25 protein-coding genes are annotated in these 26,186 nt (G+C 71.0%); 12 read left to right on the plus strand and 13 right to left on the minus strand.

Features of this window, described 5'->3' with window-relative positions:
* Positions 1 to 35: 35 nt before the first annotated feature.
* The gene (locus HC362_RS09480; protein ID WP_243083444.1) at positions 36 to 1,061 is read right to left on the minus strand and encodes an ATP-dependent 6-phosphofructokinase; all 1,026 of its coding nucleotides are present in this window, start codon (positions 1,059 to 1,061) and stop codon (positions 36 to 38) included.
* A 356-nt stretch (positions 1,062 to 1,417) separates the two neighbouring features.
* On the opposite strand from HC362_RS09480, the gene pta reads away from it, so the two are divergent.
* The 3 genes from pta (at position 1,418) to pyk (ending at position 6,311) form a co-directional block, all read left to right on the plus strand.
* Positions 1,418 to 3,556, plus strand: a complete 2,139-nt coding sequence (gene pta, locus HC362_RS09485) for a phosphate acetyltransferase (RefSeq protein ID WP_243083445.1) — start codon at positions 1,418 to 1,420, stop codon at positions 3,554 to 3,556.
* Between the two features lie 42 nt (positions 3,557 to 3,598).
* Positions 3,599 to 4,819 (plus strand): acetate kinase, encoded by a 1,221-nt coding sequence (locus HC362_RS09490; RefSeq protein ID WP_243083446.1) that lies wholly within the window; start codon positions 3,599 to 3,601, stop codon positions 4,817 to 4,819.
* Between the two features lie 70 nt (positions 4,820 to 4,889).
* The gene (gene pyk, locus HC362_RS09495; protein ID WP_243083447.1) at positions 4,890 to 6,311 is read left to right on the plus strand and encodes a pyruvate kinase; all 1,422 of its coding nucleotides are present in this window, start codon (positions 4,890 to 4,892) and stop codon (positions 6,309 to 6,311) included.
* A 108-nt stretch (positions 6,312 to 6,419) separates the two neighbouring features.
* On the opposite strand, the gene HC362_RS09500 is transcribed toward pyk, so the two are convergent.
* The 4 genes from HC362_RS09500 to HC362_RS09515 all read right to left on the minus strand — a co-directional run bounded on the left by HC362_RS09500 (position 6,420) and on the right by HC362_RS09515 (position 10,827).
* The gene (locus HC362_RS09500) at positions 6,420 to 7,880 is read right to left on the minus strand and encodes an MSCRAMM family adhesin SdrC (protein WP_243083448.1); all 1,461 of its coding nucleotides are present in this window, start codon (positions 7,878 to 7,880) and stop codon (positions 6,420 to 6,422) included.
* Positions 7,870 to 8,454, minus strand: a complete 585-nt coding sequence (locus HC362_RS09505) for a DUF6114 domain-containing protein (protein ID WP_243083449.1) — start codon at positions 8,452 to 8,454, stop codon at positions 7,870 to 7,872. Before HC362_RS09505 ends, HC362_RS09500 begins: the two co-directional genes overlap by 11 nt.
* A 111-nt stretch (positions 8,455 to 8,565) precedes the next feature.
* Positions 8,566 to 9,183, minus strand: a complete 618-nt coding sequence (locus HC362_RS09510; RefSeq protein ID WP_243083450.1) for a DUF6230 family protein — start codon at positions 9,181 to 9,183, stop codon at positions 8,566 to 8,568.
* Between the two features lie 684 nt (positions 9,184 to 9,867).
* Positions 9,868 to 10,827, minus strand: coding sequence for a tetratricopeptide repeat protein (locus HC362_RS09515; protein ID WP_243083451.1), 960 nt, complete (start codon positions 10,825 to 10,827; stop codon positions 9,868 to 9,870).
* Positions 10,828 to 11,027: 200 nt separating this feature from the next.
* On the opposite strand from HC362_RS09515, the gene HC362_RS09520 reads away from it, so the two are divergent.
* The 3 genes from HC362_RS09520 to HC362_RS09530 are packed head-to-tail and all read left to right on the plus strand — an operon-like array spanning position 11,028 to position 13,921.
* Positions 11,028 to 11,744 (plus strand): TetR/AcrR family transcriptional regulator, encoded by a 717-nt coding sequence (locus HC362_RS09520; protein ID WP_243083452.1) that lies wholly within the window; start codon positions 11,028 to 11,030, stop codon positions 11,742 to 11,744.
* A 36-nt stretch (positions 11,745 to 11,780) separates the two neighbouring features.
* Entirely contained in the window at positions 11,781 to 12,488 is a 708-nt protein-coding gene (locus HC362_RS09525) for a response regulator transcription factor (RefSeq protein ID WP_243083453.1), read from the plus strand.
* Positions 12,485 to 13,921 (plus strand): HAMP domain-containing sensor histidine kinase, encoded by a 1,437-nt coding sequence (locus tag HC362_RS09530; protein WP_243083454.1) that lies wholly within the window; start codon positions 12,485 to 12,487, stop codon positions 13,919 to 13,921. The genes HC362_RS09525 and HC362_RS09530 overlap by 4 nt, the downstream gene beginning before the upstream one ends.
* Positions 13,922 to 13,957: 36 nt before the next feature.
* Here HC362_RS09530 and HC362_RS09535 read toward each other — a convergent pair whose 3' ends face one another.
* The 5 genes from HC362_RS09535 to HC362_RS09555 all read right to left on the minus strand — a co-directional run bounded on the left by HC362_RS09535 (position 13,958) and on the right by HC362_RS09555 (position 17,467).
* Positions 13,958 to 15,658 (minus strand): methylmalonyl-CoA mutase family protein, encoded by a 1,701-nt coding sequence (locus HC362_RS09535; RefSeq protein WP_243083455.1) that lies wholly within the window; start codon positions 15,656 to 15,658, stop codon positions 13,958 to 13,960.
* A gap of 120 nt (positions 15,659 to 15,778) precedes the next feature.
* Complete coding sequence (locus HC362_RS09540; RefSeq protein WP_243083456.1) at positions 15,779 to 16,114, minus strand: DUF3817 domain-containing protein; 336 nt, start codon at positions 16,112 to 16,114, stop codon at positions 15,779 to 15,781.
* A gap of 71 nt (positions 16,115 to 16,185) precedes the next feature.
* Positions 16,186 to 16,725: a MarR family transcriptional regulator gene (locus tag HC362_RS09545; protein ID WP_243083457.1), complete on the minus strand. Its 540-nt coding sequence runs from the start codon at positions 16,723 to 16,725 to the stop codon at positions 16,186 to 16,188.
* Positions 16,726 to 16,745: 20 nt separating this feature from the next.
* A complete protein-coding gene (locus tag HC362_RS09550) occupies positions 16,746 to 17,072 on the minus strand; it encodes an MTH1187 family thiamine-binding protein (RefSeq protein ID WP_243083458.1) in 327 nt (108 codons plus the stop codon).
* Positions 17,069 to 17,467 (minus strand): DUF3817 domain-containing protein, encoded by a 399-nt coding sequence (locus tag HC362_RS09555; RefSeq protein WP_209264615.1) that lies wholly within the window; start codon positions 17,465 to 17,467, stop codon positions 17,069 to 17,071. The genes HC362_RS09550 and HC362_RS09555 overlap by 4 nt, the downstream gene beginning before the upstream one ends.
* A gap of 273 nt (positions 17,468 to 17,740) precedes the next feature.
* Here HC362_RS09555 and HC362_RS09560 point away from each other — a divergent pair, with 273 nt between their 5' ends.
* From HC362_RS09560 to HC362_RS09580, 5 genes are all read left to right on the plus strand, one after another.
* Positions 17,741 to 19,378 (plus strand): transposase, encoded by a 1,638-nt coding sequence (locus HC362_RS09560; RefSeq protein ID WP_243083459.1) that lies wholly within the window; start codon positions 17,741 to 17,743, stop codon positions 19,376 to 19,378.
* A 9-nt stretch (positions 19,379 to 19,387) separates the two neighbouring features.
* Positions 19,388 to 20,032: an AIM24 family protein gene (locus HC362_RS09565; RefSeq protein ID WP_243083460.1), complete on the plus strand. Its 645-nt coding sequence runs from the start codon at positions 19,388 to 19,390 to the stop codon at positions 20,030 to 20,032.
* On the plus strand, positions 20,032 to 20,682 hold the full coding sequence (locus HC362_RS09570; protein ID WP_243083461.1) for an AIM24 family protein: 651 nt from the start codon (positions 20,032 to 20,034) through the stop codon (positions 20,680 to 20,682). The genes HC362_RS09565 and HC362_RS09570 overlap by 1 nt, the downstream gene beginning before the upstream one ends.
* Positions 20,682 to 21,473: an AIM24 family protein gene (locus HC362_RS09575; RefSeq protein WP_243083462.1), complete on the plus strand. Its 792-nt coding sequence runs from the start codon at positions 20,682 to 20,684 to the stop codon at positions 21,471 to 21,473. The genes HC362_RS09570 and HC362_RS09575 overlap by 1 nt, the downstream gene beginning before the upstream one ends.
* 145 nt (positions 21,474 to 21,618) lie before the next feature.
* Entirely contained in the window at positions 21,619 to 22,095 is a 477-nt protein-coding gene (locus tag HC362_RS09580) for a MarR family transcriptional regulator (RefSeq protein WP_209264611.1), read from the plus strand.
* Between the two features lie 42 nt (positions 22,096 to 22,137).
* Here HC362_RS09580 and HC362_RS09585 read toward each other — a convergent pair whose 3' ends face one another.
* Positions 22,138 to 23,676, minus strand: a complete 1,539-nt coding sequence (locus HC362_RS09585) for an ATP-binding protein (protein WP_243083464.1) — start codon at positions 23,674 to 23,676, stop codon at positions 22,138 to 22,140.
* Complete coding sequence (locus tag HC362_RS09590; protein WP_243083466.1) at positions 23,669 to 24,349, minus strand: response regulator transcription factor; 681 nt, start codon at positions 24,347 to 24,349, stop codon at positions 23,669 to 23,671. Before HC362_RS09590 ends, HC362_RS09585 begins: the two co-directional genes overlap by 8 nt.
* A 125-nt stretch (positions 24,350 to 24,474) precedes the next feature.
* Between HC362_RS09590 and HC362_RS09595 the strand changes: the two genes are divergently transcribed.
* The gene (locus HC362_RS09595) at positions 24,475 to 25,179 is read left to right on the plus strand and encodes a PepSY domain-containing protein (protein WP_243083468.1); all 705 of its coding nucleotides are present in this window, start codon (positions 24,475 to 24,477) and stop codon (positions 25,177 to 25,179) included.
* Between the two features lie 46 nt (positions 25,180 to 25,225).
* Here HC362_RS09595 and meaB read toward each other — a convergent pair whose 3' ends face one another.
* On the minus strand, positions 25,226 to 26,185 hold the full coding sequence (meaB, locus tag HC362_RS09600) for a methylmalonyl Co-A mutase-associated GTPase MeaB (protein WP_209264607.1): 960 nt from the start codon (positions 26,183 to 26,185) through the stop codon (positions 25,226 to 25,228).
* Between the last annotated feature and the right edge of the window lies 1 nt (position 26,186).

The raw sequence follows: 26,186 nt of genomic DNA on the forward strand, positions 1-26,186 counted from the left end.
CCAACAGCCAGGGGCACCCCCTCCCCGGCGGCGGCTCAGAAGACCGCCTCGGTCTCGTCCATCCGGTCCTGCGGCACCCGCTTCAGCTCCGAAACCGCGTCGGCGAGCGGCGCCATCACGATCTCGGTGCCCCGCAAGGCGGTCATCTGACCGAAGTCGCCCCGGTGCGCCGCCTCGACCGCGTGCCAGCCGAAGCGGGTGGCGAGCACCCGGTCGTACGCCGTAGGAGTACCACCGCGCTGGATGTGGCCGAGGATGACGGGCCGGGCCTCCTTGCCGAGCCGGTGCTCCAGCTCGACGGCGAGCCGGTTGCCGATCCCGGCGAAGCGCTCGTGGCCGTACTGGTCGATCATGCCCTTCTCGTACGGCATGGAGCCCTCGGCCGGGTGGGCGCCCTCGGCGACGCAGACGATGGCGAACTTCTTGTTCCGCGCGAAACGCTCCTCGACCATCTTGACCAGGTCGTCGACCTCGAAGTTCCGCTCGGGGATGCAGATGGCGTGGGCGCCGGCCGCCATCCCGGCCTCCAGCGCGATCCAGCCCGCGTGCCGCCCCATGACCTCCACGACCATGACGCGCTGGTGGGACTCGGCGGTGGTCTTGAGGCGGTCCATCGCCTCGGTGGCGACACCGACGGCGGTGTCGAAGCCGAAGGTGCGGTCGGTTGCGGAGATGTCGTTGTCGATCGTCTTGGGGACGCCGACGACCGGCAGCCCGATCTCGGCGAGCATACGGGCGGCGGTCAACGTGCCCTCGCCGCCGATGGGGATGAGGGCGTCGAGGCCGAGGCGGCCGATCAGCTCCTCGGAGTTGTTGCACGCCTCCCGCAGCCGGTCCCGCTCCAGCCGGGCCGAGCCGAGGATGGTGCCGCCGCGGGCGAGGATGCCGCTGACGGAGTTTATGTCCAGGGGGCGGTAGCGGCCCTCGAGCAGGCCCTTGAATCCGTCTTCGAAGCCGATGACCTCGTCGCCGCGGTCGTGCACGGCGCGGTGCACGACGGATCGGATCACGGCGTTGAGACCGGGGCAGTCTCCGCCTGCGGTGAGGACTCCGATGCGCATGGGGTTCGCTTCTCCTGCTCCGTAGATGCCCGCCGGGGGGACGGGCCGCTTGGGGCACGGTCGGACCTCACTGTCCGGGGTGCCGCTGGTCCGTGTGAGCCGGTGCGATTGTTTCACGTCTTGAAGGCGAGGGCATGGGCCCCGCTCAGCATCCGGACCACCGCGGTCCGGTCCCCGCGGCCCGGACCGCGGACCACCCACCTGACGAGCGGCGTAGCCACAAGCGCAGGTATTGTCAAGGGTATAGCCGTGCCTTTACGGGTGTTTTCCAGGCGATATCGCTCGAGAATCACCCCGGAGCGATCTCGACCGACCACAACGGACCTGGACCGCCCGCGACCCGGAGGAGACAGCGCGTGACGCGCAGCGTGTACGTGACCGGCATCGGACGCAGCGACGGCCGGCAGGTCGTCGAGCTGGGAGTCATGGAACTGCTGACCCGGCAGGTGGACCGGGTGGGAGTCTTCCGGCCGCTGGTGCACGACGGGCCCGACCGGCTGTACGACCTGCTGCGCAGCCGCTACCGGCTCACCCAGCCCGCTTCCTCCGTCTTCGGCATGAGCTACGAGGACGCGGCGGCGCTCCAGGCCGAGCAGGGCACGGACGAGCTGATATCCCGCCTGGTGGACGGCTACCACCAGGTCTCCGACGCGTACGAGGCCGTGCTGGTCCTCGGCACCGACTTCGCCGACACCGGGCTCCCCGCCGAGCTGGCACTCAACGCGCGGCTCGCGAACGAGTTCGGCGCGGCCGTGCTGCCCGTCGTCGCCGCCCGGGACCAGTCCCCCGAGGCGGTGGTCGCCGAGGTGCGCAACGCACACGACGCCTACGCCTCGCTGGGCGCCGACCTGATCGCGATGGTCGCCAACCGGGTGTCCGACCCGGAGGCCGCCGCCGCGGTACGGGGGCTGGCCGAACGGCTACCGGAGCCGGTTTTCGTGCTGCCGGAGGAGCCGGCCCTGGCGGCGCCCACGGTGGCCCAGGTCAAGGAGGCGACGGGCGCCAAGGTGCTGCTCGGCGACCACGCGGGGCTCTCGCGCGACGTACGCAACCTGGTCTTCGGCGGCGCCCACCTGCCCGTCTTCCTGCCCGCCCTGACCGAGGGCTGTCTCGTGGTCACGCCGGGCGACCGCTCGGACCTGATCATCGGCGCGCTGGCAGCCCACTCCGCGGGCTCCCCCGCCATCGCCGGAGTGCTGCTCACCCTGGACGAGCATCCCGGGGACCAGACCCTGGCGCTGGCCTCCCGGCTGGCCCCCGGCACACCTGTGCTGGTGGTACCCGAGGGCTCCATGCCGACCGCGGACGCGCTGCTGTCCCTGGAGGGCAAGCTGACCGCCGCCACCCCGCGCAAGGCCGAGATCGCGCTGGGCCTGTTCGAGACGCATGTGGACGCCGCGCTCCTCTCCGAGCGGCTGTCGGTGGAGCGCAGCGAGCGGGTCACGCCGATGATGTTCGAGCACGAGCTGGTGCAGCGTTCGCGCGCGGCGCGGCGCCACATCGTGCTGCCGGAGGGCACCGAGGAGCGGGTGCTGCGCGCCGCCGAGGTGCTGCTGCGCCGCAACATCTGCGACCTGACGCTGCTGGGCGAGCCGGGCGCCGTGCGCAAGCGGGCCGCCGAGCTGAGCATCCACCTCGATCTGCTCGCCGACGACGAGGCCCCGGCGGACCCCTCGGCGGGTCCCGGCGGCGCCACGGCGCGCATCGTCGACCCGCAGACCTCCCCGCTGCGGGAGCGCTTCGCCGAGTCGTACGCCGAGCTGCGCGCCCACAAGGGCGTCACCTACGAACTGGCGCACGACGTGGTCTCCGACGTCTCGTACTTCGGCACCATGATGGTCCGCGAGGGGCTCGCCGACGGCATGGTCTCCGGCGCCGTCCACTCGACGGCTGCGACGGTCCGGCCCGCCTTCGAGATCATCCGCACCAAGCCGGAGGCCTCGATCGTCTCCTCGGTCTTCTTCATGTGCCTGGCCGACCGCGTGCTGGTCTACGGAGACTGTGCCGTGGTACCCGACCCGGACGCCGAGCAGCTCGCGGACATCGCCATCCAGTCGGCGGCCACGGCGGCCAGGTTCGGGGTGGAGCCCAGGATCGCGATGCTGTCGTACTCGACGGGCACCTCGGGCTCCGGCGCCGATGTGGACAAGGTGCGACGGGCCACCGAACTGGTCCGCGAGCACCGCCCCGACCTGCTGATCGAAGGGCCTATCCAGTACGACGCGGCCGTGGAGCCCTCGGTCGCCGCGACCAAGCTGCCCGGCTCCAGGGTGGCGGGGCAGGCGACCGTGCTGATCTTCCCCGACCTGAACACCGGCAACAACACCTACAAGGCCGTGCAGCGCTCGGCCGGGGCCGTCGCGGTCGGCCCGGTGCTGCAGGGCCTGCGCAAGCCCGTCAACGACCTGAGCCGGGGAGCCCTGGTGCAGGACATCGTCAACACCGTCGCGATCACGGCCGTCCAGGCGCAGGACGAGTCCGCGCCGGGCACCTGACCCGCTCCCCAGTCCTGTCCCCGTCCAGAAAGCTCTCCTGACGTGACCAGCCCGACCAGCCCCACCCGGATTCTCGTCCTCAACTCCGGCTCGTCGTCGGTGAAGTACCAGCTGATCGACATGGCCGACCGCACTCGGCTGGCCGCCGGCCTCGCGGAGCGGATCGGCGAGGAGACCTCCGCCGTCTCCCACGAGCCGCTGGCCACCGGCGGCGAGCGGCGCACGCGCGAGGGGCGGCTGGCCGACCACGACGCGGCGCTGAAGGCCATCGCGGACGAGCTGGCCGCCGACGGGCTCGGCCTGGACTCCCCCGACCTGGCCGCGATCGGCCACCGGGTGGTGCACGGCGGACTGAAGCTGACCGAGCCGACGGTGGTGGACGACGCCGTGCTCAAGGAGATCGAGCGCCTCGTCCCGGTGGCGCCGCTGCACAATCCGGCGAACGTCACCGGCATCCGTACGGCACAGCGGCTGCGCCCCGATCTGCCGCAGGTCGCCGTGTTCGACACCGCGTTCCACTCCACGATGCCCGAGCACGCGGCCCGCTACGCCATCGATGTGGAGACGGCGGACGCGCACCGGGTGCGCCGCTACGGCTTCCACGGCACCTCGCACGCCTATGTCTCGCGCAAGGCGGCCGAGCTGCTGGGCAAGGACCCGGCCGAGGTCAATCTGATCGTGCTGCACCTGGGCAACGGCGCCTCGGCGTCCGCGGTGCGCGGCGGGCGGTGCGAGGACACCTCCATGGGGCTGACCCCCTTGGAGGGCCTGGTGATGGGAACCCGCTCGGGTGACATCGACCCGGCGGTGGTCTTCCACCTGGGCCGGGTGGCCGGGATGGACGTGGACGAGGTGGACGAGCTGCTGAACAAGCGCAGTGGCCTGCTGGGGCTGTGCGGCGCCAACGACATGCGGGAGATCCGCCGCCGGATCGACGCGGGCGACGCGGCGGCCACCCTGGCCTTCGCCATCTACATCCACCGGCTGAAGAAGTACATCGGCGCCTACTACGCCGTGCTGGGCAGGGTCGACGCCGTGGTCTTCACCGCGGGGGTCGGTGAGAACGCGGCGCCCGTGCGCGAGGCCGCCGTCGCGGGCCTGGAGGAGCTGGGCCTGGCCGTGGACGGCGAGCTGAACGCGGCCGGCGGGAAGGAGGCCCGGCTGATCTCGCCCGAGTACGCGAGGGTGAAGGTGGCCGTCGTACCGACCGACGAGGAACTGGAGATCGCAGAGCAGACATACGCGCTGGTCGCCCCGAGCTGAGCGGCCCTGACCCCTGGGGGAGCCGCCCCCGAATCGTTCAGTACCTAAACAAAACGATAGGATCGCCACCATGCGCCGTTCCAAAATCGTCTGCACCCTGGGCCCCGCCGTCGACTCCTACGATCAGCTCAAGACGCTGATCGAGGCGGGCATGAACGTGGCCCGTTTCAACATGAGCCACGGCTCCCACGCCGAGCACGAGGAGCGGTACCACCGCGTCCGCAAGGCCGCCGAGGAGACGGGCCGCCCGGTGGGCGTGCTCGCCGACCTGCAGGGCCCCAAGATCCGGCTGGAGACCTTCGCCGAGGGCCCCGTCGAGCTGGTCCGCGGTGAGGAGTTCACCATCACCACCGAGGACGTGGCGGGTGACAAGACCATCTGCGGCACCACCTACAAGGGACTGCCGGGCGACGTCTCCAAGGGCGACCCGGTGCTGATCAACGACGGGAACGTCGCCCTCCAGGTCGTGGAGGTCGAGGGACCCCGGGTGCGCACCATCGTCATCGAGGGCGGCGTCATCTCCGACCACAAGGGCATCAACCTGCCCGGCGCGGCGGTGAACGTCCCGGCACTGAGCGAGAAGGACATCGGCGATCTGAAGTTCGCGCTCAAGATGGGCGCCGACATGATCGCGCTCTCCTTCGTGCGCAACGCCTCCGACGTGCGGGACGTGCACCGGGTGATGGACGAGGTCGGCCGCCGGGTGCCGGTCATCGCCAAGGTCGAGAAGCCGCAGGCCGTCTCCAACATGGAGGAGGTCGTGCTGGCCTTCGACGGCGTGATGGTGGCCCGCGGTGACCTGGCGGTCGAGTATCCGCTGGAGCAGGTGCCGATGGTGCAGAAGCGCCTCGTCGAGCTGTGCCGCCGCAACGCCAAGCCGGTGATCGTGGCAACCCAGATGATGGAGTCGATGATCACCAACTCGCGGCCCACCCGCGCGGAGGCCAGCGACGTGGCCAACGCGGTGCTGGACGGCGCCGACGCGGTGATGCTCTCGGCGGAGTCCTCGGTCGGCCAGTACCCGATCGAGACCGTCAAGACGATGTCGAAGATCGTGGAGGCCGCCGAGCAGGAACTGCTCAGCCGCGGCCTCCAGCCCCTGGTGCCCGGCAAGAAGCCGCGCACCCAGGGCGGTTCGGTCGCCCGCGCGGCCTGCGAGATGGCCGACTTCCTCGACGGCAAGGCCCTGGTCGCCTTCACCAAGTCCGGTGACACGGCCCGGCGGCTGTCCCGCTACCGGGTGAGCCAGCCCATCCTCGCCTTCACCACGGAGGCGTCCACGGCCAACCAACTGACGCTCAGCTGGGGCGTGGAGACGTTCGTCGTCAAGCACGTCGACCACACGGACGAGATGGTCGAGTTGGTCGACGCCGAGCTGCTGCGCTTGCAGCGCTTCGAGACGGGCGACACCATGCTGATCACGGCCGGCTCCCCGCCCGGTGTCCCCGGCACCACCAACATGGTCCGCGTCCACCACCTGGGCACCGCCTGACACCTGGGCACCGCCTGACGCCGGGCGCCGCCCGAGCACACGAAAAGGCCCGCGCCCGGGAGGGTGCGGGTCTTTTCGTGAGGGGGTTACTCGGGGAGCCTCACCGGCTCACTTGCTGATGGAGTTGTGGAGTCCGGGGACGGTGAGGGTGCCGCCGAACTGGCCCGCCTGCCGCACCGACACATCGGTGAAGTAGGCGTAGGGCACATTGAGCGGCGGCGGCGTCTCGGGGGTGAAGGTGACCGGGATCAGCCCGAACAGATTGCCCTTCAGCTCCTCGGTGTACATCGTCACCTTGCCGCCGCGGATGGTGGAGGTGGAGCCCTTGGACGCCTGCACGTGGTACGTGACGCCGTCGGCCTTGACCAGCTGGTGCAGATCGCCGATGTCGACCGCGTCGGCGGTGAACTTGAGGGCCTGCTTGGTCTCGCCGTTGGGCTTGCGAATGTTGACGACGCCCTCGTAGTCCAGGCCCATCAGGGCGAGGGAGGATGCCTCCAGATACCAGGGGTCGTCGGGTATCTGGGCCGGGGTCTGCTCGTCCTTGCCCTTGACGCTCATCTTCTCGGGGCAGGGGAACGGCTTGCCCGCGTCCTTGTCGGGGTCGAAGTCGCGTGCGGTGCCGTCGTTCTTGTCGACCCCGCTGTCGGCCGCGTCCTTGTCGCCCTCGCTGTCCTTGCCGGACTCGCCGTCCTTGCCGCTCTTGTCGTCCTCGGACTTGCTGTCCTGCCCGTCCTTCTCGGACGCGCTGTCCTTCTTCGCCGAGTCCGACTTGGTGTCCGAGCCGGAGTCGGCGGACCCGGACCCGCCCGAGCTGCCGCTCTTGCTGCCGCCGGAGCCGTCCTTGGGCGCGGTGGAGCTGCTGCCGTCACCCGAGTCGGAGCCCGAACCCGACGAGGGGCTCGGCGTGGGGCTGGAGGAGGGCTGGTCCTTGTCGGGGCTGAGCACACCGTCCAGGGTCTTGCCCACACCCAGCGGGTCGTACCAGGGGTTCTCCTCGTCGTCCTGCGAGCCGGTCGAGCTGTCGCCCGAACTGGTGGACGGCGTGGGCGAGGGGGACGGCTGGGCGTCGGAGGAGCCGCCGGAGGGCTGTGAGGGCGAGGGTGAGGCGTCGCCGGACTTCTCGTCCGACGTACCGCCCGTGGCCTTGTCCTTGGCGCTGTCGGCGCCTTCCTTGGCGTTCTCGGCGGCCTTGCGAGCAGCCTCCTCGGCGGCCTTCTCACGCTTGGCCTGCTCGCGGGCGAGGTCTTCCTTGAGCTTCTCGGCCCGCTCCTTGCGCTCCTGCTTCTCCTTCTCGGTCTCCTGCTGCTCCGAGATGGAGACGCACGAGTCGCCCTTGAACGGGTTCTTGGGGAGCGGCTTGGCGTTGGCCAGCTGCGGGGTGAGCCCCACGCCCATCAGCACCGCCGAGGGCATGGCGGCCAGGGCTATCGCCTTGCCCGCGGGCAGGTGGAACCGGGTCAGCAGCGGCTTCCTGGGGGCCGCGTGCCGGGGTCCGGTTCTCCCCCGGGCGCCGGACGCGCCGTGTTCGCGCGCGCCCTCCCCCTCGTGGACCTGGTCACCCGGCACGGTGCCTCCCGTTCCCGTCGTGCGCGTCGGCCCCGTCGGCGGGGGACGCTCCAGAGACTGCTGTGTTGTCACTCACCGGGCCCGTCGCGGCGTTCGTACCGGCGTCAGCGGCGGCGAACTCCGCCTGTTCACCGCGGTCGGGGGACTCGGGCTGTGCGGCGGGCCCGGCCTCGACCGGCTTGCCCGGAGCCCAGGAGACGCCCAGCGCTCCGCCGATCAGTCCGAGCAGGAAGCCGATCAGGAAGGCGCCGAAGTTGGACACGACGAGGGAGACCAGCGAGAGCAGGATCGCGGCTACGCCCGCGAACACCCGCGAGTGGGGCTGGAACCACATGGTCAGCCCGAGGACGACCAGCAGGACACCGATGATCAGCGAGCCCGCGCCCGCCGTCGTCGACATCCGGATCGTCAAGGACCCCAGGGTGAGGTTCTGGTAGGGGACGTACATGATCGGGATGCCGGCCAGCAGCGTCAGCATTCCGCCCCAGAACGGGCGCTGGCCGCGCCAGTGCCGGAAGGACTGCCTCTTGTGGCCGAATCCGGTCGTCAGACTCTGTCGCGTGTCGGCGCTCATGGGTACGGGCTCCTCGGAACTGGCACAGAACTTGCTTAGGTGCGGCGGACCCTACGGGTGCGGAGGGCGGGACGGAGCGGACGCCCTCGCCCTCCGCGCCCGGGGCTCACGTCAGTAGCACTCGTGCGCGCCCTTCTTGACGCTCATGTGGAGGCCACTGAGCTTGAAGGTGCCGGCCGTTGTGGCCCACGCGCGCTGCTTGACGTCGGTGAAGTGGACGCTCTCCGCCTGCTGGGAGAAAGAGCCCTTGGCATAGGCGTCGCCCTTGTGCGGACCAGGACCCTTGGTGGTCTTGTCCACGCTGACGCCGATGTCGATGTTCTTGAACGTACCGTTGGTGCTCAGGTCGTCGGCGTCGATGTAGAGCTTCTTCGCTTCGACGCGGGGGCTGCCCTTGCCGCCTGCGTTGAGCTTCATCGACACATCGCCGAAGATCGGCACCGGGACGACGACGGACTGGCAAAGGTTGCGTATCTTCGCCGAGTTCATGCCGACGACGGTGACGGGCTTCTTGCCCTTCTCCGTGCTGTCGAGCGCGCCGTATTGGACGAAACCGTCGCCGTCCAGGGTGTCCGCTGTGACCTTGAACTGCTGACCTGAGACGCTGAACGACGCTGCCAGCGCACCCTGCGAGAGGGCGACACCGATCGCTGCCGTAGCGGCCACGCTCGGCACCATGACGACGGCGAACCGCTTCCATCTGGTCCCGCCACGAGCCAGGGACTCCATGACTTTCCTCCTTCTCGGACGTACATCTCCGGCTCGGAGAGCCGTGCCGCCTGTGCTCAGCGGGCCGCTCCTGCCGTGGGGGTACCTCCCGGCCACCGGGCTGGGGAGGGAGACGAGCTACGTCCTCGGAACGGAGAGCGCCGAGACTGTCCGTGCCGTCCTCACGTACGTCACGTCCGAGCCGCCGACGATCACCCCCGAGCGACAACCACGGGCCACGCTCTCGCGCAACCTTGCTTTGTAGGGACAGGCCCTGCCGTGGAGCAGGGACCCCCCTGTCCCGGGGACCGGCGGGTGGAAAAGGTGTGTGGTGGTGCGGATCGTGCGGTGCCGGTCCACTCGGTGGGGACCATCACCCCGGGCGCCGAATGGATGCCGGGCTGTGGGGCGATGAACCGAGCGTGGCCGATCGTGGTCCATCTGAGCCCGCCGCACAAGGGGGTTCGTTACTTACGAGTAACGGCTGGATAACCCCAGGGCCGCCGGGGGGTATGTGTTGGCGACGCAGGGTTGCCGGCACCCGGGGGCGCCAACGCGTATCAACCGGGCAAGGCGGGACGTTTCTGCGAGCCTTCGTAACCATGAGTAACGGCGGCCGCGATTGCCAAGTTTTGGCAAAGTGCGGCCGCCGTTGTCGCTAAATCAATGAGTGGCGACGGGCGCGTGACCGTCGGTACGGGCAGGTCAGAACAGCGCGCGAGCGAGTGCCGCACGCGCGGTGACGACGCGCGGATCCTCCGGCCCGATCACCTCGAACAGCTCCAGGAGCCGTACCCGCGCCGCGTCCCGGTCCTCACCGGCCGTACGCCGCACCGTGTCCACCAGCCGCCCGAAGGCGTCCTCCACATGGCCCCCTGCCATGTCCAGATCCGCGACCTTCAACTGGGCGGCCACGTCGTCCGGCCGGTCGGCGGCGTCCTTGCGCACCTGACGGGCGTCCAAGTCCTGCACCCGGGAGAGGAGTTCGGCCATCGCCAGACCGACCTTCGCCTCCACGTTGGCGGGCTCGTCCGCCAGCTTGTTGCGGTACGCCTGGATCGCGCCGGGCAGATCGCCGGAGTCCAGCGCCTGCTGCGCCGCCGCCAGCACCGGGTCCTCCGGCGCCTGCGGTTCGGCCTGCTGCTCGGCGGCCTCCTCCTGCGGAACGCCCTGGAGGCCCGTGATGCCGAAGCGCTGCTCGGCGACCTGGACGAGCTGATCGAACGTGGCGCGGATCTGCTGCTCGGGCGCGGCACCCTGGAACAGCGGCAGCGCCTGCCCGGCCACCACCGCGAAGACCGCCGGGATGCCCTGGACGCCGAACTGCTGCATCAGCATCTGGTTCTTGTCGACGTCGATCTTGGCCAGCAGCAGCCGGCCCGCGTACTCCTGGGTGAGCCGCTCCAGCAGCGGTGAGAGCTGCTTGCACGGCTCGCACCACTCCGCCCAGAAGTCGATGACGACCGGCACCTCGGCGGAGCGCTGGAGCACCTCCGCCTCGAACTCCGCCTCACCGACGTCGATCACCAGACCGGACGGTCCCGGGGCGCCGTCCCCCTGCGCCGCCCGGGCGCGGTCCTGTTCCGCCTTCTGCTTGGCCTCACCGGCCGCCTTCACCGCGGCGAGGTCGACCACTCCGCTCATGGACATGTTGCGTGGCTGCATGGGTCCAGTCTCCCCCCTTCCCGCGGCCGCGTGTGCAGTGGTCGCCAGGTCCCCACCCGGCGTGTGATTGTCGCGGGGGTCATTCCGCTACGGGTCGTAGCGTAACTTGTCGGGGCCGCGCCCCCGCAAGGGCCACCCGCTCGGGCACGCGGTGATCCACCTCACTCGGCACGGTCCGTACCGATCGGTAAGGTCGGCGCATGGCCGCCCCCGACCACCCGCACTCCTCCCAACGCCGCGGACGCCCGCGAAGTGCCGCGGCCGACCGGGCGATCCTGGCCGCGACCCGCGCCGCGCTGGTCGAGGTCGGCTGGGGCAGGCTGACCATGGGCGAGGTCGCCCACCGCGCCGGGGTCGCAAAGACGACCCTCTACCGGCGCTGGGCCGCCAAGAGCGAACTGGTCCTCGACGCGGTCGCCGTCCTCTTCGACGAACTGGAACTGCCCGACCGCGGCTGTCTGCGCGCCGACGTGGAAGGCGTCGTGCTCTCCTTCGCCGCCCTGCTGCGCCGCCCGGAGACCAAGACGGCGCTGATGGCCGTCCTGGCGGAGTCCACCACCGACGAGGCACTGCGCTCACGCATCCGCCAGGCGATCGTGGACCGCCAGAAGCGACTGGTCCTGGACGGCAGGTCGCGGGCCCAGCGGCGCGGCGAGCTGCCGCCCGATCCCGCCGACCCCGCCGAGACGGCACAGGTGGTCGACCTCATCTTCGATGTGATCGCCGGCGCTGTGGTGCACAGGTCGCTGGTGAGCGACCGTCCCGTCGACGAGGCATGGGCCCGCCAGTTCGCCACGCTGCTGCTGGACGGCCTCGGTGCCGTCTCGCCCGGACCCGGGCCCCGACCGCCCGAGGCGCCGGGCCCGCCGCCCTCCTCGCCGGAAGCGGGAGCCGGGCAGCCACCCGGCGAGGGATAAGAAGGTTGTGAGAGCCGGCTCTGCGAACCTGGGCCCATGGCAACCCGGCACAGACCCCACCCGCCCGCGAGAGTGCTGGTCGTCGACGACGACCCGGAGGTACGGGCTGCCGTCGCCGACGCGCTCACCGTCGAGGGCCACGAGGTCGGCACGGCCGCCGACGGCCTCGCCGCGCTGACCGCCGTCGCCGACCGGGACCCGGACGCCATCGTGCTGGACGTGATGATGCCCGCCCTCGACGGTCTCGCCGTCTGCCGCCGACTGCGCGCCCTGGGCGACCGCACACCCGTTCTCGTACTGACGGCGCTGGACGCGATCAGCGACCGGGTGGGCGGGCTGGACGCGGGCGCCGACGACTACCTCGTCAAGCCCTTCGCGCTGGACGAGCTGACCGCGCGGGTCCGCGCGCTGCTGCGCCGGACAGCGCCCGCGCGCGACGAAGCCGACGGACTGGTCCACGGCGCGCTGGAGCTGGACCCGGCCACCAGGACGGGCAGCCGCGGCGGCAGGACCATGGAGTTCACCCAGACCGAGTGCGCGCTGCTGGAACTCCTGATGCGGCACGCCGGCCGCACCGTGCCGCGCCAGGTGCTGCTGGAAGAGGTGTGGGGCCGCGACTTCGGGCCGGACTCCAACTCGCTCGCCGTCTACATCGGCTATCTGCGGCGCAAGCTGGAGGCGGGCGGCGAGCCCCGTCTGCTGCACACCGTGCACGGGGTCGGTTACCGACTGGAGGAAGCGTGACCGGTGCCCCCGCGCCCGGCCGCTGGCGGCGGCACCGGCCGCTGCGCACCCGGCTGGCACTGGCCGCGACCGGCGCCGTCGCGCTCGTCGCCGTGGGGGTGTGCGCGGCCGCGTTCTTCGTCATCCGCTACGAGCTCCTCCACCAGGTCGAGCTGGGCCTCACCCAGTCCGCCAACCGGTCGACCCAGGAGACCCGGGACAGCAGCGGCCCCCAGGTGCTCGCGGGCGACTGCCGCTACCTGGCCGCACCCGCATGCGCCCAGGCCGTACCGGCCCGCGCCGCCGACGACCCGGCGGACGGCCCGCGCTATCCGCTGCCGGTGACCGACGCCACCCGGCAGGTCGCGGCCGGTCAGCGCGGCGCGTACTACAGCCAGGTGACCGTGGACGGCCACCCCGCCCTGATGCTCACCACCCCGCTGGAGGACGGCCGCGCCCTCCAGGTCGCGCTGCGGTCCGACACCGTGGAGCAGGGCGTGCGCCAGGCCGCGCTGCTCCTGGGCGCCGTCAGCGGCGCCGGAGTGCTGGTGGCCGCGGGCCTCGGCTACTGGGTCTCGCGCACCGGCCTGGCGCCGGTGGCCCGACTGACCGAGGCGGCCGAACACATCTCCCGCACCCGCGACCCCGGACACCGCATCGAGCTGCCACCGGCCGGCTCCGGCGGCCGGGCCCCGGCTCCCGGCCGACGCCGGGAGGACGAGCTGACGCGGCTCGCCGGCAGCTTCAACACCATGCTGGAGGCGCTGGAGGAGTCCGTCGCCGCGCAGCGCAGGCTGGTGGCCGACGCCTCGCACGAGCTGCGCACCCCGTTGACGGCGCTGCGCACCAACACCGAACTGCTCGCCCGCTCCGAACGGCTGACGCACGCGCAGCGGGACCGCGCGGCAGCCGCGCTGTCCCGCCAGCTCCGCGCGGTGACAGCCCTGGTCAACGACCTCATCGAGCTGGCCCGCGACGAGGAGCCGCAGCCGCTGGTCGAGCCGGTGGAACTGGCGCCGCTGGTCCGGCACACCGTGGCGGCGGCCCGCGACCACTGGCCCGAGACCGCCTTCCGTCTCGACGTGGCGCCCGGCACCGAGCAGGCCGCCGTGCCGGGCGTGCCCGCGCGACTGTCCCGGCTGCTGTCCAACCTGCTGGACAACGCGGCCAAGTTCAGCCCGGCAGGCGCGGGGGTCGAGGTGGCGCTGCGCACCTCGGACGGCGCGCGCGAGATCACCGTACGGGACCACGGGCCGGGCCTCGCGCCGGAAGACCTGCCCTACGTCTTCGACCGCTTCTACCGCTCCGAGGCCGCCCGCTCACTGCCCGGCTCGGGCCTCGGGCTGGCCATGGCCCGGCAGATCGCCAAATCCCACGGCGCCCGGCTGACGGCCGAGCGCCCCCTGGACGGGGGCGCCCTCTTCCGCCTCAGCTTCCCGGAGGAAGCCGGATGAACCGCTGAGGCACGCTCCGCTGCCGGACCAGCTCGGTCAGAACACCGGCGGTTCGGTGTAGGTGCCCCACTCGTCGCGGAGGGCCCCGCAGATCTCGCCCAGCGTGGCCTCAGCCCGTACCGCCTCCAGCATGGGCTCGATCATGTTGCCCTCGCCCCGCGCGGCCCCGACCAGCGCGGCGAGGGTCCGCCGCACCGCGGCGTCGTCCCGTGCGGTCTTCCTGCCGGTGAGGGCCCGCACCTGCTCGCGCTCCACCTCGTGGCTCACCCGCAGGATCTCCAGGTCACCGGTGACCGACCCGGTGTGGCAGTTGACGCCGACGACCTTCTTGTCGTTCTTCTCCAGCGCCTGCTGGTACCGGAAGGCGGACTCGGCGATCTCACCGGTGAACCAGCCGTCCTCGATGCCGCGCAGGATGCCGGAGGTGATCGGACCGATCGGGTGCCGCCCCTCGGGCACGGCGCGCCGTCCGCGCTCCTTGATCTGCTCGAAGATCTTCTCCGCGTCGGCCTCGATCCGGTCGGTCAGCGCCTCGATGTACCAGGAGCCGCCCAGCGGGTCGGCGACATTGGTGACGCCGGTCTCCTCCATCAGCACCTGCTGGGTGCGCAGCGCGATCTCGGCGGCCTGCTCGCTGGGGAGGGCGAGGGTCTCGTCCAGTGCGTTGGTGTGCAGCGAGTTGGTGCCGCCCAGCACCGCCGAGAGGGCCTCTATGGCGGTGCGCACCACGTTGTTGTAGGGCTGCTGGGCTGTGAGCGAGACACCGGCGGTCTGGGTGTGGAAGCGCAGCCACTGCGCCTTCTCACTGGTGGCGCCGTACACGTCCCGCATCCAACGGGCCCAGATCCGGCGCGCGGCGCGGAACTTGGCGATCTCCTCGAAGAAGTCGAGATGGGCGTCGAAGAAGAAGGACAAGCCGGGCGCGAAGGTGTTGACGTCCAGCCCGCGGCTGAGTCCCAGCTCGACGTAGCCGAAGCCGTCGGCCAGCGTGTAGGCGAGCTCCTGCGCCGCGGTCGCCCCGGCCTCGCGGATGTGGTAGCCGGAGACCGACAGCGGCTTGTACGCGGGGATGCCGTGCGCGCAGTGCTCCATCAGATCGCCGATGAGCCGCAGATGGGGCTCGGGCTGGAAGAGCCACTCCTTCTGCGCGATGTACTCCTTGAAGATGTCCGTCTGCAGGGTGCCGTTGAGGACCGCGGGGTCCACGCCCTGCCGCTCGGCGGCGACCAGATACATGCAGAAGATCGGTACGGCCGGACCAGAGATCGTCATGGAGGTGGTGACATCGCCGAGCGGGATGTCCCGGAAGAGCACTTCCATATCGGCGGCCGAGTCGATGGCGACCCCGCAGTGGCCGACCTCACCCAGCGAGCGCGGATCGTCGGAGTCGCGGCCCATCAGCGTCGGCATGTCGAAGGCGACGGACAGTCCGCCGCCGCCCGCCTCCAGGATCATCTTGTACCGCTCGTTCGTCTGCTCGGCGTTGCCGAACCCGGCGAACTGGCGGATGGTCCAGGTCCTGCCCCGGTATCCGGTCGGGTACAGCCCGCGGGTGAAGGGGAACTCCCCCGGCCACCCGATGCGCTCGAAACCGGTGACGGTGTCGCCGTCCCGGGGTCCGTAAACCGGCTCGACGGGATCGCCGCTGAGCGTGGTGAAGTCCGCGTCCCGCTTGCGTGCGGCGTCGTAGCGCTCCTGCCAGCGGCGGCGGCCTTGTGCGATGGCGTCAGCATCCATGCTGTCGAATTTACTAGGACGTCCAAGTAAAAGCGATGACCGCCGCCACCAATGTGGGCCCGCACACGTTCTCGCGCCCGCCGCGTTCGGGGGCAAATGGTTACCCGCGGAGTGCTGAGCTCAGGCTTCGACGGGTGCGGCAGCGGTCTCGACCAGCGGAGCGACCTCGCGGGTGACCTTGCGTTCCACGAAGAACGCGGCGGTCGGCACGGTGCCCGCCAGCAGGACCCACAGCTGCTTGCCCAGCGGCCACTTCGCCTTCTGGCCGAGGTCGAAGGCGAAGATCAGATACAGGATGTAGAGCCAGCCGTGCGCGATGCCGACCACACTGGTGAAGCCGTCGGCGCCGTCCATGCTGAGCAGATACTTGCCGATCACGCCGAGCGTCAGCAGGACGAGGAGCACCGCTGTGACGTACGCCATGACGCGGTAGCGGGTCAGCACGCTTCGTTTCATGGAATCGAGCGTAACCGTCCGACAGGGGCGGTCTTCCACCGCCCTGGCTCCGCAGGGGCCCGGGGCCCGGGTCAGCGCTCGGGCGTCCCGGGGCCGCGCCCGGGGCCCTCGGCGAAGTCGCCGGCCGCCACCCGCAGCGGCCGCAGCAGGTCGAAGATCTCGTCGAGCTGGACGGTGTCGTAGGCGCCGAGCCCGAAGTCCATGGCCATCAGGTCCTTGGTGGCCGCGTCGCACACCTCGCGGCCCTTCTCGGTGATGGCCGCCAGCGTGCCCCGGCCGTCGTTCGGGTTGGGCCGCTTCTCCACGAACCCGGCGGTCTGCAGCCGGTCGACGGTGTTGGTCACGGAGGTGGGGTGCACCATCAGCCGCTCGCCGATCTTCGACATCGGCAGCTCGCCCTTCTGCGAGAAGGTGAGCAGCACCAGCGCCTCGTACCGCGCGAACGTCAGCCCGTACGGCTTGACCACCGCGTCGACCTCGGACAGCAGGATCTGGTGGGCGCGCATGATCGAGGTGATCGCGGCCATGGACGGCACCGAGCCCCATCGCTGCTTCCAGTGCTCATCGGCACGGGCGATCGGGTCGAACGACAGACTGAGCGGCTTGGGCACCCTAAGACCCTACCGGCCGGTCATGTGTCGGCAGAAGCCGTCTCGCTCTCCGGGCCACCGGCGAGGTACCGGTCGACCGTCTCGACCTTCGAGGTGAGTCCGTCGACCACACCGGGCCGGATATCGGCCTTGAGAACGAGGGAGACGCGCGGGGCGCGCGCCTCGACCGCCGCGACGGCCCGCCGTACCACCTCCATGCACTCCTCCCACTCGCCCTCCAGCGAGGTGAACATGGCGTCGGTGCGGTGCGGCAGCCCCGACTCACGGACCACGCGCACGGCGTCGGCCACGTACTCGCCCACGTCCTCGCCCACCCCGAGCGGGGTGACCGAGAAGGCGACGATCATGAGCTCACCGCGCTTCCGCCGCTGCTCACCGTTCCCGCCTGCTCCTTGCGGGCACGCGCGGCGATGACGCCTGCCTCCTCTTCCTTGCGGAGCATCTTGTCCGCGAAGAAGCCGCCGGTGGGCAGCACGGACAGCAGGAAGTAGAGCGCCGCCCGGCCGAAGGGCCACTTGATCCGGTTCCAGGCGTCGGCCCAGAAGATCACATACAGGATGAAGAGGATGCCGTGGATGGCGCCCATGACCGGCACGGCGTTGAAGTCGGTGGTCCGCTTGAGCACGGAGCAGACGAGCAGCAGGAGGAAGGAGGCTCCCTCGGGCACCGAGGTGAGACGCAGACGGCGCAGCGCTGAGACCGCCTTGGGCGGCAGGCCGCTAGGAGTTTCCAGTATGGCCACGGCAGGTCCTCAGGGATCGTTTTGTGAAGGGATGCACAAGCTTCGGCCATTGTGGCAGCCCTGCAATCTAACCCCGCCCGCAGGGTAGGTAACTGCTGCCTATTGACGGTGTTTGAGCTGCTCTGGCGTGCATGAGTGAGCGTCCTGGCTGTGGTGCTCGCGCGCATCCCGGAGGGGAACGGGAGTTCTCAGATCGAATCTGTGACCTTCTGCTGGCGGTGGTCGTTGAACGCGGCGATGGGAGATCTTCGAGCCGGCCGGGGGGTGACGGGGTTGGGTGGGCTGCGGGAGGTGGCGGCGCCGTTCGTGGTGCCCGGCCCCGCGGGGGTTGCGGTCCGGGACCGGCGCAAAGGCCTCACCGCTCAGGATGAGAACGTGCTGTGGCTGGTCGGCGGCCATCTCGGCTCGCTGGCCGCCCGCGACCTGAAGGCGCGGTGCGCGGCCGGGCTGGATCACGACAGCGAGCAGTGGGCGCAGCGCAAGCGGGCGCTGACCAGCCGGTCGTCCTCCCGCTGGGCAGGGGCGATCACGAAGTCGACGCATGATCAGTGGGGGCTGGCCCGGCGCGCTCAGGCCGCCCACGTGCAGAGCCTGGAGGCCGGGACCGACACGATCCGACGCCGGTTGCAGCTCCCTGTCGGGGCCAAGGGGACGAAGCGGGCGGCGGGCGGCTACCGCAGCAAGCAGGAGTGGTTCGCCAAGTCGCGCCGCCTGCGGGTGCTGGAAGACCGGCTGGCCGCCGCCCGGGCCGACCGGGAGGCCGGGCGGGTGCGGGTGGTGCGCGGCGGGAAGCGGCTGCTGACCACCCGCCACCACCTTGCACAGGCCGGACTCCCCCAGCAGGAGTGGCGCCGCCGGTGGGAGGCCTCCCGCCGTTTCCTGCAGGCCGACGGCGAGTCCGGCAAGCGTTACGGGAACGAGACCATCCGCGTCAGCCCGAACGGGGAGATCAGCATCAAGCTCCCGGCCCCGCTCGCCCACCTTGCCAACACCGCGCACGGCCGCTATCTGCTGGCCGCCCGCGTCGCGTTCGCGCACCGGGGCGAGACCTGGCGCGATCGCGTGCAGGCGAACCGGGCGGTGGCCTACCGCATCCACGAGGACACCGACCGGGGCCGCTGGTACCTCACCGCCTCTTGGACCGTCCCCCCGGTGAAGACCGAGCCCCTGGCCACCGCACGGGCCAACGGTCTGATCGGCGTGGATACCAACGCCGACCACCTCGCCGCCTGGCGCCTGGACGCGCACGGCAACCCGGTCGGCTGCCCACGCCGCTTCGACTACGCCCTCACCGGCCCTACGCAGCATCGCGACGCCCAGGTCCGCCACGCCCTGATCCGCCTCCTGCACTGGGCCAAACGGCACCACCTCGCGATCGCGGTCGAGGACCTGGGCTTCACCGCCGAGACCACTCGGGAGAAGCACGGCCACCGAAAACGCTTCCGCAAACTCATCTCCGGCCTGCCCGTCGCCCGCCTGCGGGCAAGGCTGGCATCCATGGCCGCCGAACTCGGCATCCCCCTCGTGGCCGTGGACCCGGCCTACACCAGCCGCTGGGGCGCCCAGCACTGGCAGAAACCCCTCACCACCAAGCACAGGAAGACCACGCGCCACGACGCTGCCGCCGTGGCGATCGGACGGCGCGCCCTGGGACACTCGATCCGGCGTCGGACGGCACCGCCCCGTACCCACCAGAGCGATGGGTACGGGCATCGGACCGTCCAGGCCGCACCGGGCGCCCCGGGGCGTGAGGGACCCCGCCCCCGCATCCCCGGACCACGCACCAGATGCGTGCCGCCCGGACGCGGAGCGAAAGCGGGCGACCAGAACACCCACCACCGTTCGGGGTGTTCGGCTGAGCATGAGACCTGGCAACAGGACTCACTCCCGCTCAGTTTCCAGAAACGGTAGGTTCGTCGCGTGGCTCAGTTCCGACTCGAGGGCACCAAGGTGCTGGCCGTCACGCTCGGCGGAGGCGGCGACGCGGTCAAGGCGAAGAACGGCTCGATGGTCGCCTACGACGGCGAGATGGCGTTCAAGAAGATGAGCGGCGGGGGCGAGGGCGTCCGCGGCATGGTCACCCGCCGGATCACCGGCGAACAGCTGACGGTGATGGAGGTGAAGGGGCAGGGCACCTGCTACTTCGCCGACCGGGCGGCCGATATCACCCTGGTACGGCTCAGCGGCGAGAAGCTGCACGTCGAGGCGAGCAATCTGCTGTGCACCGACGGCGGCCTGCGCACCGGCACCAGCTTCACCGGGCTGCGCGGCGCCTCCCAGGGCAACGGGCTGTTCACCACGACAGTGGAGGGGACCGGGCAGGCCGCGCTGATGTCGGACGGGCCCGCCGTGCTGCTGCGGGTCACCCCGCAGACCCCGCTCCAGGTCGACCCGGGCGCCTACGTGGCGCACCAGGGGAACCTGCGGCAGAGCTTCCAGTCCGGGGTGAACTTCCGCACGCTGATGGGCGAGGGCTCCGGCGAGGCGTTCCAGATCCGCTTCGAGGGCGAGGGCGTGGTGTACGTACAGCCGAGCGAGCGCAACACGCTGGGAGGGGAGGTCTGATGCCGTTCCGTGAGCTGTCCGGCAAGCTCGTCGAGGCCCGGGTGTTGCCGGGGCAGCGGATGTTCAGCCAGCGTGGCGCGATGGTCGGCTACACCGGCGAGGTGACCTTCACCCCCAATATGCAGGGCGGCCAGGGCGGGCTGATGTCGATGATCGGCCGCCGGGTCGCGGGCGAGGCGGCGCCGCTGATGACCGTCGAGGGCGACGGCACCGTGATGTTCGGCCACGGTGGTCACCACATCCAGGTGATCGAGCTGGACGGGGACACCCTGTGTGTGGAGGCCGACCGGCTGCTCGCCTTCGACGGCAGCCTCCAGCAGGGCACCCTCTTCCTCGGCAGGGACGGCGGGGTGATGGGCATGGTGCGCGGCCAGGTCTCCGGGCAGGGCCTGTTCACCACGACGCTGGCGGGCAGGGGCTCGGCGGCGGTGATGGCGCACGGCGGCATCATCCAGCTGCCCATCAGCCCCGGCCGTCCCGTCCATGTCGACCCGCAGGCGTATGTGGCGCACTTCGGCGACGTACGCAACAAACTGTCCTCGGCGCTGGGCTGGCGCGACATGGTGGGGCGCGGCTCAGGTGAGGCGTTCCAGCTCGAACTGTCCGGCAGCGGGGCAGTGTTCGTACAGGCCAGTGAGGAGAAGCTGTGATGTCCCAGCCACCGCAGGGCTATCAGGTGTACGACGCGACGACGCTGCCCGCGAACGACAACGTCAACCCGTACGCCTTCTCCGTGGACCTGGACGGCCAGTGGTTCCTGCAGAAGGGGAAGATGATCGCCTACTACGGGCAGATCGACTTCCACGGCATCGGCCACGGCCCGCTGGACCGGCTGGTCGCGAGCAGCTTCCACTCGCCGCTGCACGCCTCGGACTGGGTCGTCGCGCAGGGACGGGGCAAGCTGCTGCTGGCCGACCGCGCCTTCGACGTCAACTCCTACGACCTCGAGGACGGCAATCTCACCGTCCGCTCCGGCAATCTGCTCGCCTTCGAGCCGTCGCTCTCGCTGAAGCAGTCGATCGTCCCCGGCTTCCTCACGCTGATCGGCACGGGCCGCTTCGTGGCGGCGTCCAACGGGGAGGTCCACTTCGTGGAGCCGCCGGTGCGGGTCGATCCGCAGGCGCTGGTCGGCTGGGCGGACTGTCCCTCGCCGTGCCACCACTACGACCACCAGTACCTCAAGGGCGTCCTGGGCGGACTGCGGGCCATGACCGGGCTGGGCGGGGTGTCGGGCGAGGAACACCAGTTCGAGTTCGTCGGCGCCGGGACCGTACTGATCCAGTCGTCCGAGGTGCTGATGGAGGAGCGCGACGCGGGTGCCGTACCGCAGCAGCCGGGGGTGCCCGGTGGCGGCGCCGGCGGCCAGGGGGACCACGGCGGGCAGCGCACTCCGCAGCTGCCGGGCCAGCTCGGCGGCCTTCAACGCAGGTTGGGCCTCTGAGGCGGGCGGGGCCGCGGCGATGCGGGGGCCGCGCCGATACGTGCCCTTCCCCGCGCCCGGGTCGCCGTCTCGATCGCAACGCTGCGGCATCTTGGCGCCACTCGGTGTAAGCACGCGTGTGCGAACGTGGGTAGAGTCTCACGGTATGGACACCGACGACCGCACCCGTTGGCTCACCGAGGACGAGCAGCGCGCCTGGCGCACTCATCTCGACGTCGGCAGGCTGCTCAGCTACCAACTGGAGCGCGACCTGCAACCCTTCGGGCTGACCCTCAACGACTACGAGATACTCGTCAATCTCTCGGAGTCGCCCGAGCACCGCATGCGGATGACCGACCTGGCCTCGGCCACCTTGCAGTCCAAGAGCCGGCTGTCCCATCAGATCACCAGGATGGAGAAGGCCGGACTGGTACGGCGCGAGTCCTGCGAGTCCGACAAACGGGGGCTGTTCGCCGTGCTGACGGAGCACGGCTGGGACACGATGCGTACGGTGGCGCCGCACCATGTCGACTCTGTGCGGCGCCATTTCATCGACAGCATCGCACCGTCGGACCTGGCCCACCTGGAGCGCATTCTGCGCCCCATCGCGGAAAAGCTGCGGAGTGAGAGGGGCCGCGTCTAGGAGTGCGCCGCGTATGCGCCCCTTCGGGGCGTGGCCCCCGTCCTAGTCGCCCGCCAGGGGCAGGCGCAGCATGAAGGTGGCCCCTCCCTCGGAGGAGCCTTCCGCCCGGAGGGTGCCGCCGTGGCGCTCGGCGACGTCGCGGGCGATGGCCAGGCCAAGACCGGCTCCGCCCTCATCGCGGGAGCGCGCCGCGTCCAGCCGGACGAAGCGCGCGAAGATGCGCTCCCGTTCGGCCTCTGGCACCCCCTCGCCGTCGTCCGCGACGGCGACGGTGAGGCCGTCGCCCTCCCGCCGTACGCTCACCGAGACCTCGGAGCGCGCATGCCGCTGCGCGTTGTCCAGCAGATTCGCCAGCACCCGCGACAACTGCCCCGACGACCCCCGCACTTCGCCGCCCTCCAGCACCTCGACCCGTACCGGATGCGGGTCAGCCGCGCGCTGCGCCAGGTGCTCCCGCACCAGCGCGTCCATCGCCACCCGCCCCTCGGCCGGCCGTTCCCCCGCGTCCAGCCGGGCCAGCAGCAACAGGTCGGCGGCGAGCGTCTGGAGCCGAACGGTGTCCTCGACCGCCTCGTCCAGGTCGAGGAGTTCGGGGTGGGCCGCGGCGACCTCCAGTTGGGTGCGCAGCGACGCGATGGGGCTGCGCAGTTCGTGGGAGGCGTCGGCGACGAACCTGCGCTGCCGCTCCACGGACGCCTCCAGCGCGGCCAGCGTCTCGTTCGTCGTACGGGCCAGCCGGGCGACCTCGTCCCGCGCGTCCGGCTCCGGGACCCGGCGGGAAAGGTCGGTGCTGGCGGTGATCGCGCTCATCTCCTGCCGGATGCCCTCGACGGGCCGCAGGGCACGCCGCGTCACCAGCCAGGTGACGCCCGCGACGACCAGCAGCAGCACCGGGAGCCCGAACAGCATGGAGCGGGTCACCGTGGAGACGGCCTCCTGCTGGGCGCCGAGGGAGGCGCCGGAGTAGACGGTGACGGGCGTGCCGTCCCGGGTACGCCCCTGGACCGCGGCGACGCTGAACTTCTGGTGGCCGGCGATGTCCTCCTTGTCGTAGGTGACTTCGCCGTCGTCGTCCACCGGAAAGGTGAGGGTCCTGGTCCTGGGCTCGGTGTCGGTCCTGCTGTCGGTGCCGGTGCCGCCGTCGTCGTCGGCATCAGCCGCATCAGCGGCGTCGTCCGGGTCGGGGGCATCGTCGGGGTCGGCTTTGTCGTCGGGGCCGGAGGGCTCCGGGGCTGCCGCGTCCTGCTCGTCCTCGTCGTCGGGTCGCTCGACGCGTGCGAAGCGTGCCATCGGAGCGCGCCCCTCCAGCGGGTCGCTCGCGCCGAGGACCTTTCCGTCGGCGTCCACCACCTGTGCGGGCTCGTCGCCGTCGAGCCCGTCCACCTGTCCGACCTCGGCGTCGGGCACGTCGGCGAGCTGGGCCGCGACACCGCGCGCCGCGTTCTGCGCGCTGAGCCGTGCCGTGTCGGCGAGGCCGCCGCGGAGCGTGGCCACCACCAGGAAGCCGGCGGCGACGAGGGCCACCGCCACCACGAGGGTCGCTCCGACAGCGGCGCGGACCCGTACGGAGGCCCTACGCACGGCGTGCTCCCCCGCTGCCGTCCCCGAGCCGGTACCCGGCGCCGCGCACCGTGCCGATCCAGCCGGGTCCGAGCTTGCGCCGCAGGGCGCTCACGTACACCTCGACGATGTTGACGTCACCCTCATAGGCGAAGTCCCACACGTGTTCGAGGATCTCCGTCTTGGCGACGACCTCCCCGGCGCGTACCGCCAGGTACTCCAGTACGGAGAACTCCTTGGTGGTCAGCTGCACCTCGCGCTCACCCACCGTGACGCGCTGCGCGCCGGGGTCGACCGTCAGCTCGCCCACCCGCAGGGCCGCCTTGGCACCCCGCGTACGGCGGCGCAGCAGCGCCCGGACCCGGGCGAGGAGGACGACGTAGGAGAACGGCTTGGTGAGGTAGTCGTCGGCGCCGGTGTCCAGCCCCTCGGCCTCGTCGTACTCGCCGTCCTTGGCCGTCAGCATCAGCACCGGCGTCTCGTCCCCGGCCGCACGCAGCGCACCGCAGACCCGGTAGCCGTTCATCCCCGGAAGCATGATGTCGAGAACGATCAGGTCGTATTCGTTCTCGACCGCCATGTGCAGGCCCTCGGCACCGTCGTGCACGACGTCCACGGCGAAGCCCTCGGCCATCAGTCCCCTGGCGAGCGACCGGGCCAGTCTCCGCTCGTCCTCCACGATCAACAGGCGCACATGGACACCCTGCCAAATCGCGGCTGAAGAGGGCTTCAGGTAGCTTCAGCTTACGTTCAGCAACGGTCGGCCACCGTGGAGTCATCGAAAGCGAGAGCAGCGAACGACCCGAGGAGTCGAACGTCATGAAGCGCAAGGTCATCATCGCCACCGTCGCCGCCGCCGCGCTGGTCGGAGGTGGTACGGCGACCGCCTTCGGGGTTGCGGGCCACGGCGGCGAGACGGACGGCAAGGCGGCCTCCGCGACCCAGTCGACCGTCCGCACGACGGACCACGACGACGACCGGAACGACGACCGGGACGACCACAAGGACGACGACGGGCGCGACGACCGGGACGGCGGCCGCGCCGACAGGGCCGAGGACACCGGCGACGCCCGCGTCTCCTTCGGCCGGGCGGCCGACTCCGTGCTCAAGGAGGTGCCCGGCAGCATCACCGAACTGGAGCTGGACACCGAAGGCGACCGGCTGGTGTGGGAGGCCGACGTCCTCGGCAAGGACAACAAGTGGCACGACGTGAGGATCGACGCCATCAAGGGCAACGTCGTCCAGAACCGGATCGACAGGCACCACGACGACGACCGCTCCCCCGTGCAGCACGCCGAGCTGGACGCGGCGGCGGCCGGCAAGAAGGCCGCCGAGGCGACCAAGGGCACCGTCACCTCCGTCAGCCTGGAGGACGACGGCAAGGACAAGGGCCAGTGGGAGGCCGAGACCGTCGACAAGCGCGGCACGGAGCACGAGTTCGCCCTCGACGGCGCCTCCGGCAAGGTGCTGCACCACAAGACCGAGCAGGCCGACGACGAGCAGGATGCCGGGGACGACGACTGACGACCAGCGCCCAGGTCACTGGCGACCCCCGCCCCGGTCGAGGGCGTCACCCTCCCTCGGTGACCCCCTCGACCAGTTCGTCGGCGGCCGTGTAGGGGTCCAGCGTTCCGCCGGCCACGCGTGCGGCGAGCGCGTCGAGGCGTTTGCCGCCGCGCAGCTCCCCCATTCGGCGGCGCAGCGCGGTGACGGCGATGGTCTCGATCTCCTTCGCGGCCCGCGCCGCGCGGCGCTCGGCGAGCACGCCGCGTTCGTCCATCCAGCCGCGGTGCTTGTCCAGCGCGGCGATCATCTCCTCCACGCCCTCGGCACGCGCAGCCACCGTCTTGACCACGGGCGGCCGCCAGTCGCCCGGCTGCCGGGCCTCGCCGAGGCCGAGCATGTGGTTCAGCTCGCGAACGGTGGCGTCGGCGCCGTCCCGGTCGGCCTTGTTGACGACGTAGACGTCACCGATCTCCAGAATTCCGGCCTTGGCGGCCTGGATGCCGTCACCCATCCCGGGCGCGAGCAGTACGACGCTGGTGTCGGCCTGCGCGGCGATCTCGACCTCCGACTGCCCGACACCGACCGTCTCGACGAGGATCACCTCGCAGCCGGCCGCGTCCAGCACCCGGATCGCCTGCGGAGCGGCCCAGGCCAGACCACCGAGATGGCCCCGGGTGGCCATCGAACGGATGTAGACCCCCGGATCGGAGGCGTGTTCACCCATGCGCACCCGGTCACCGAGCAGCGCCCCGCCCGAGAACGGCGAGGAGGGGTCGACGGCCAGCACACCGACCCGCTTGCCCTGCGCCCGGTAGGCGCTGACCAGCGCCGAGGTGGTGGTGGACTTCCCGACGCCGGGGGAGCCGGTGAGCCCGACCACGTAGGCGTTGCCGCAGTGCGGGGCTATGGCAGCCATGGCCTCGCGAAGCTGGGGGGAGGCCCCCTCGACCAGGGAGATCAGCCGCGCCACCGCGCGGGGCGCGCCCTGCCGGGCGCTCTCCACCAAAGCTGCGACATCCGCCATC

Source organism: Streptomyces sp. 891-h, from assembly GCF_022760275.1.
Classification (GTDB): domain Bacteria; phylum Actinomycetota; class Actinomycetes; order Streptomycetales; family Streptomycetaceae; genus Streptomyces; species Streptomyces spirodelae.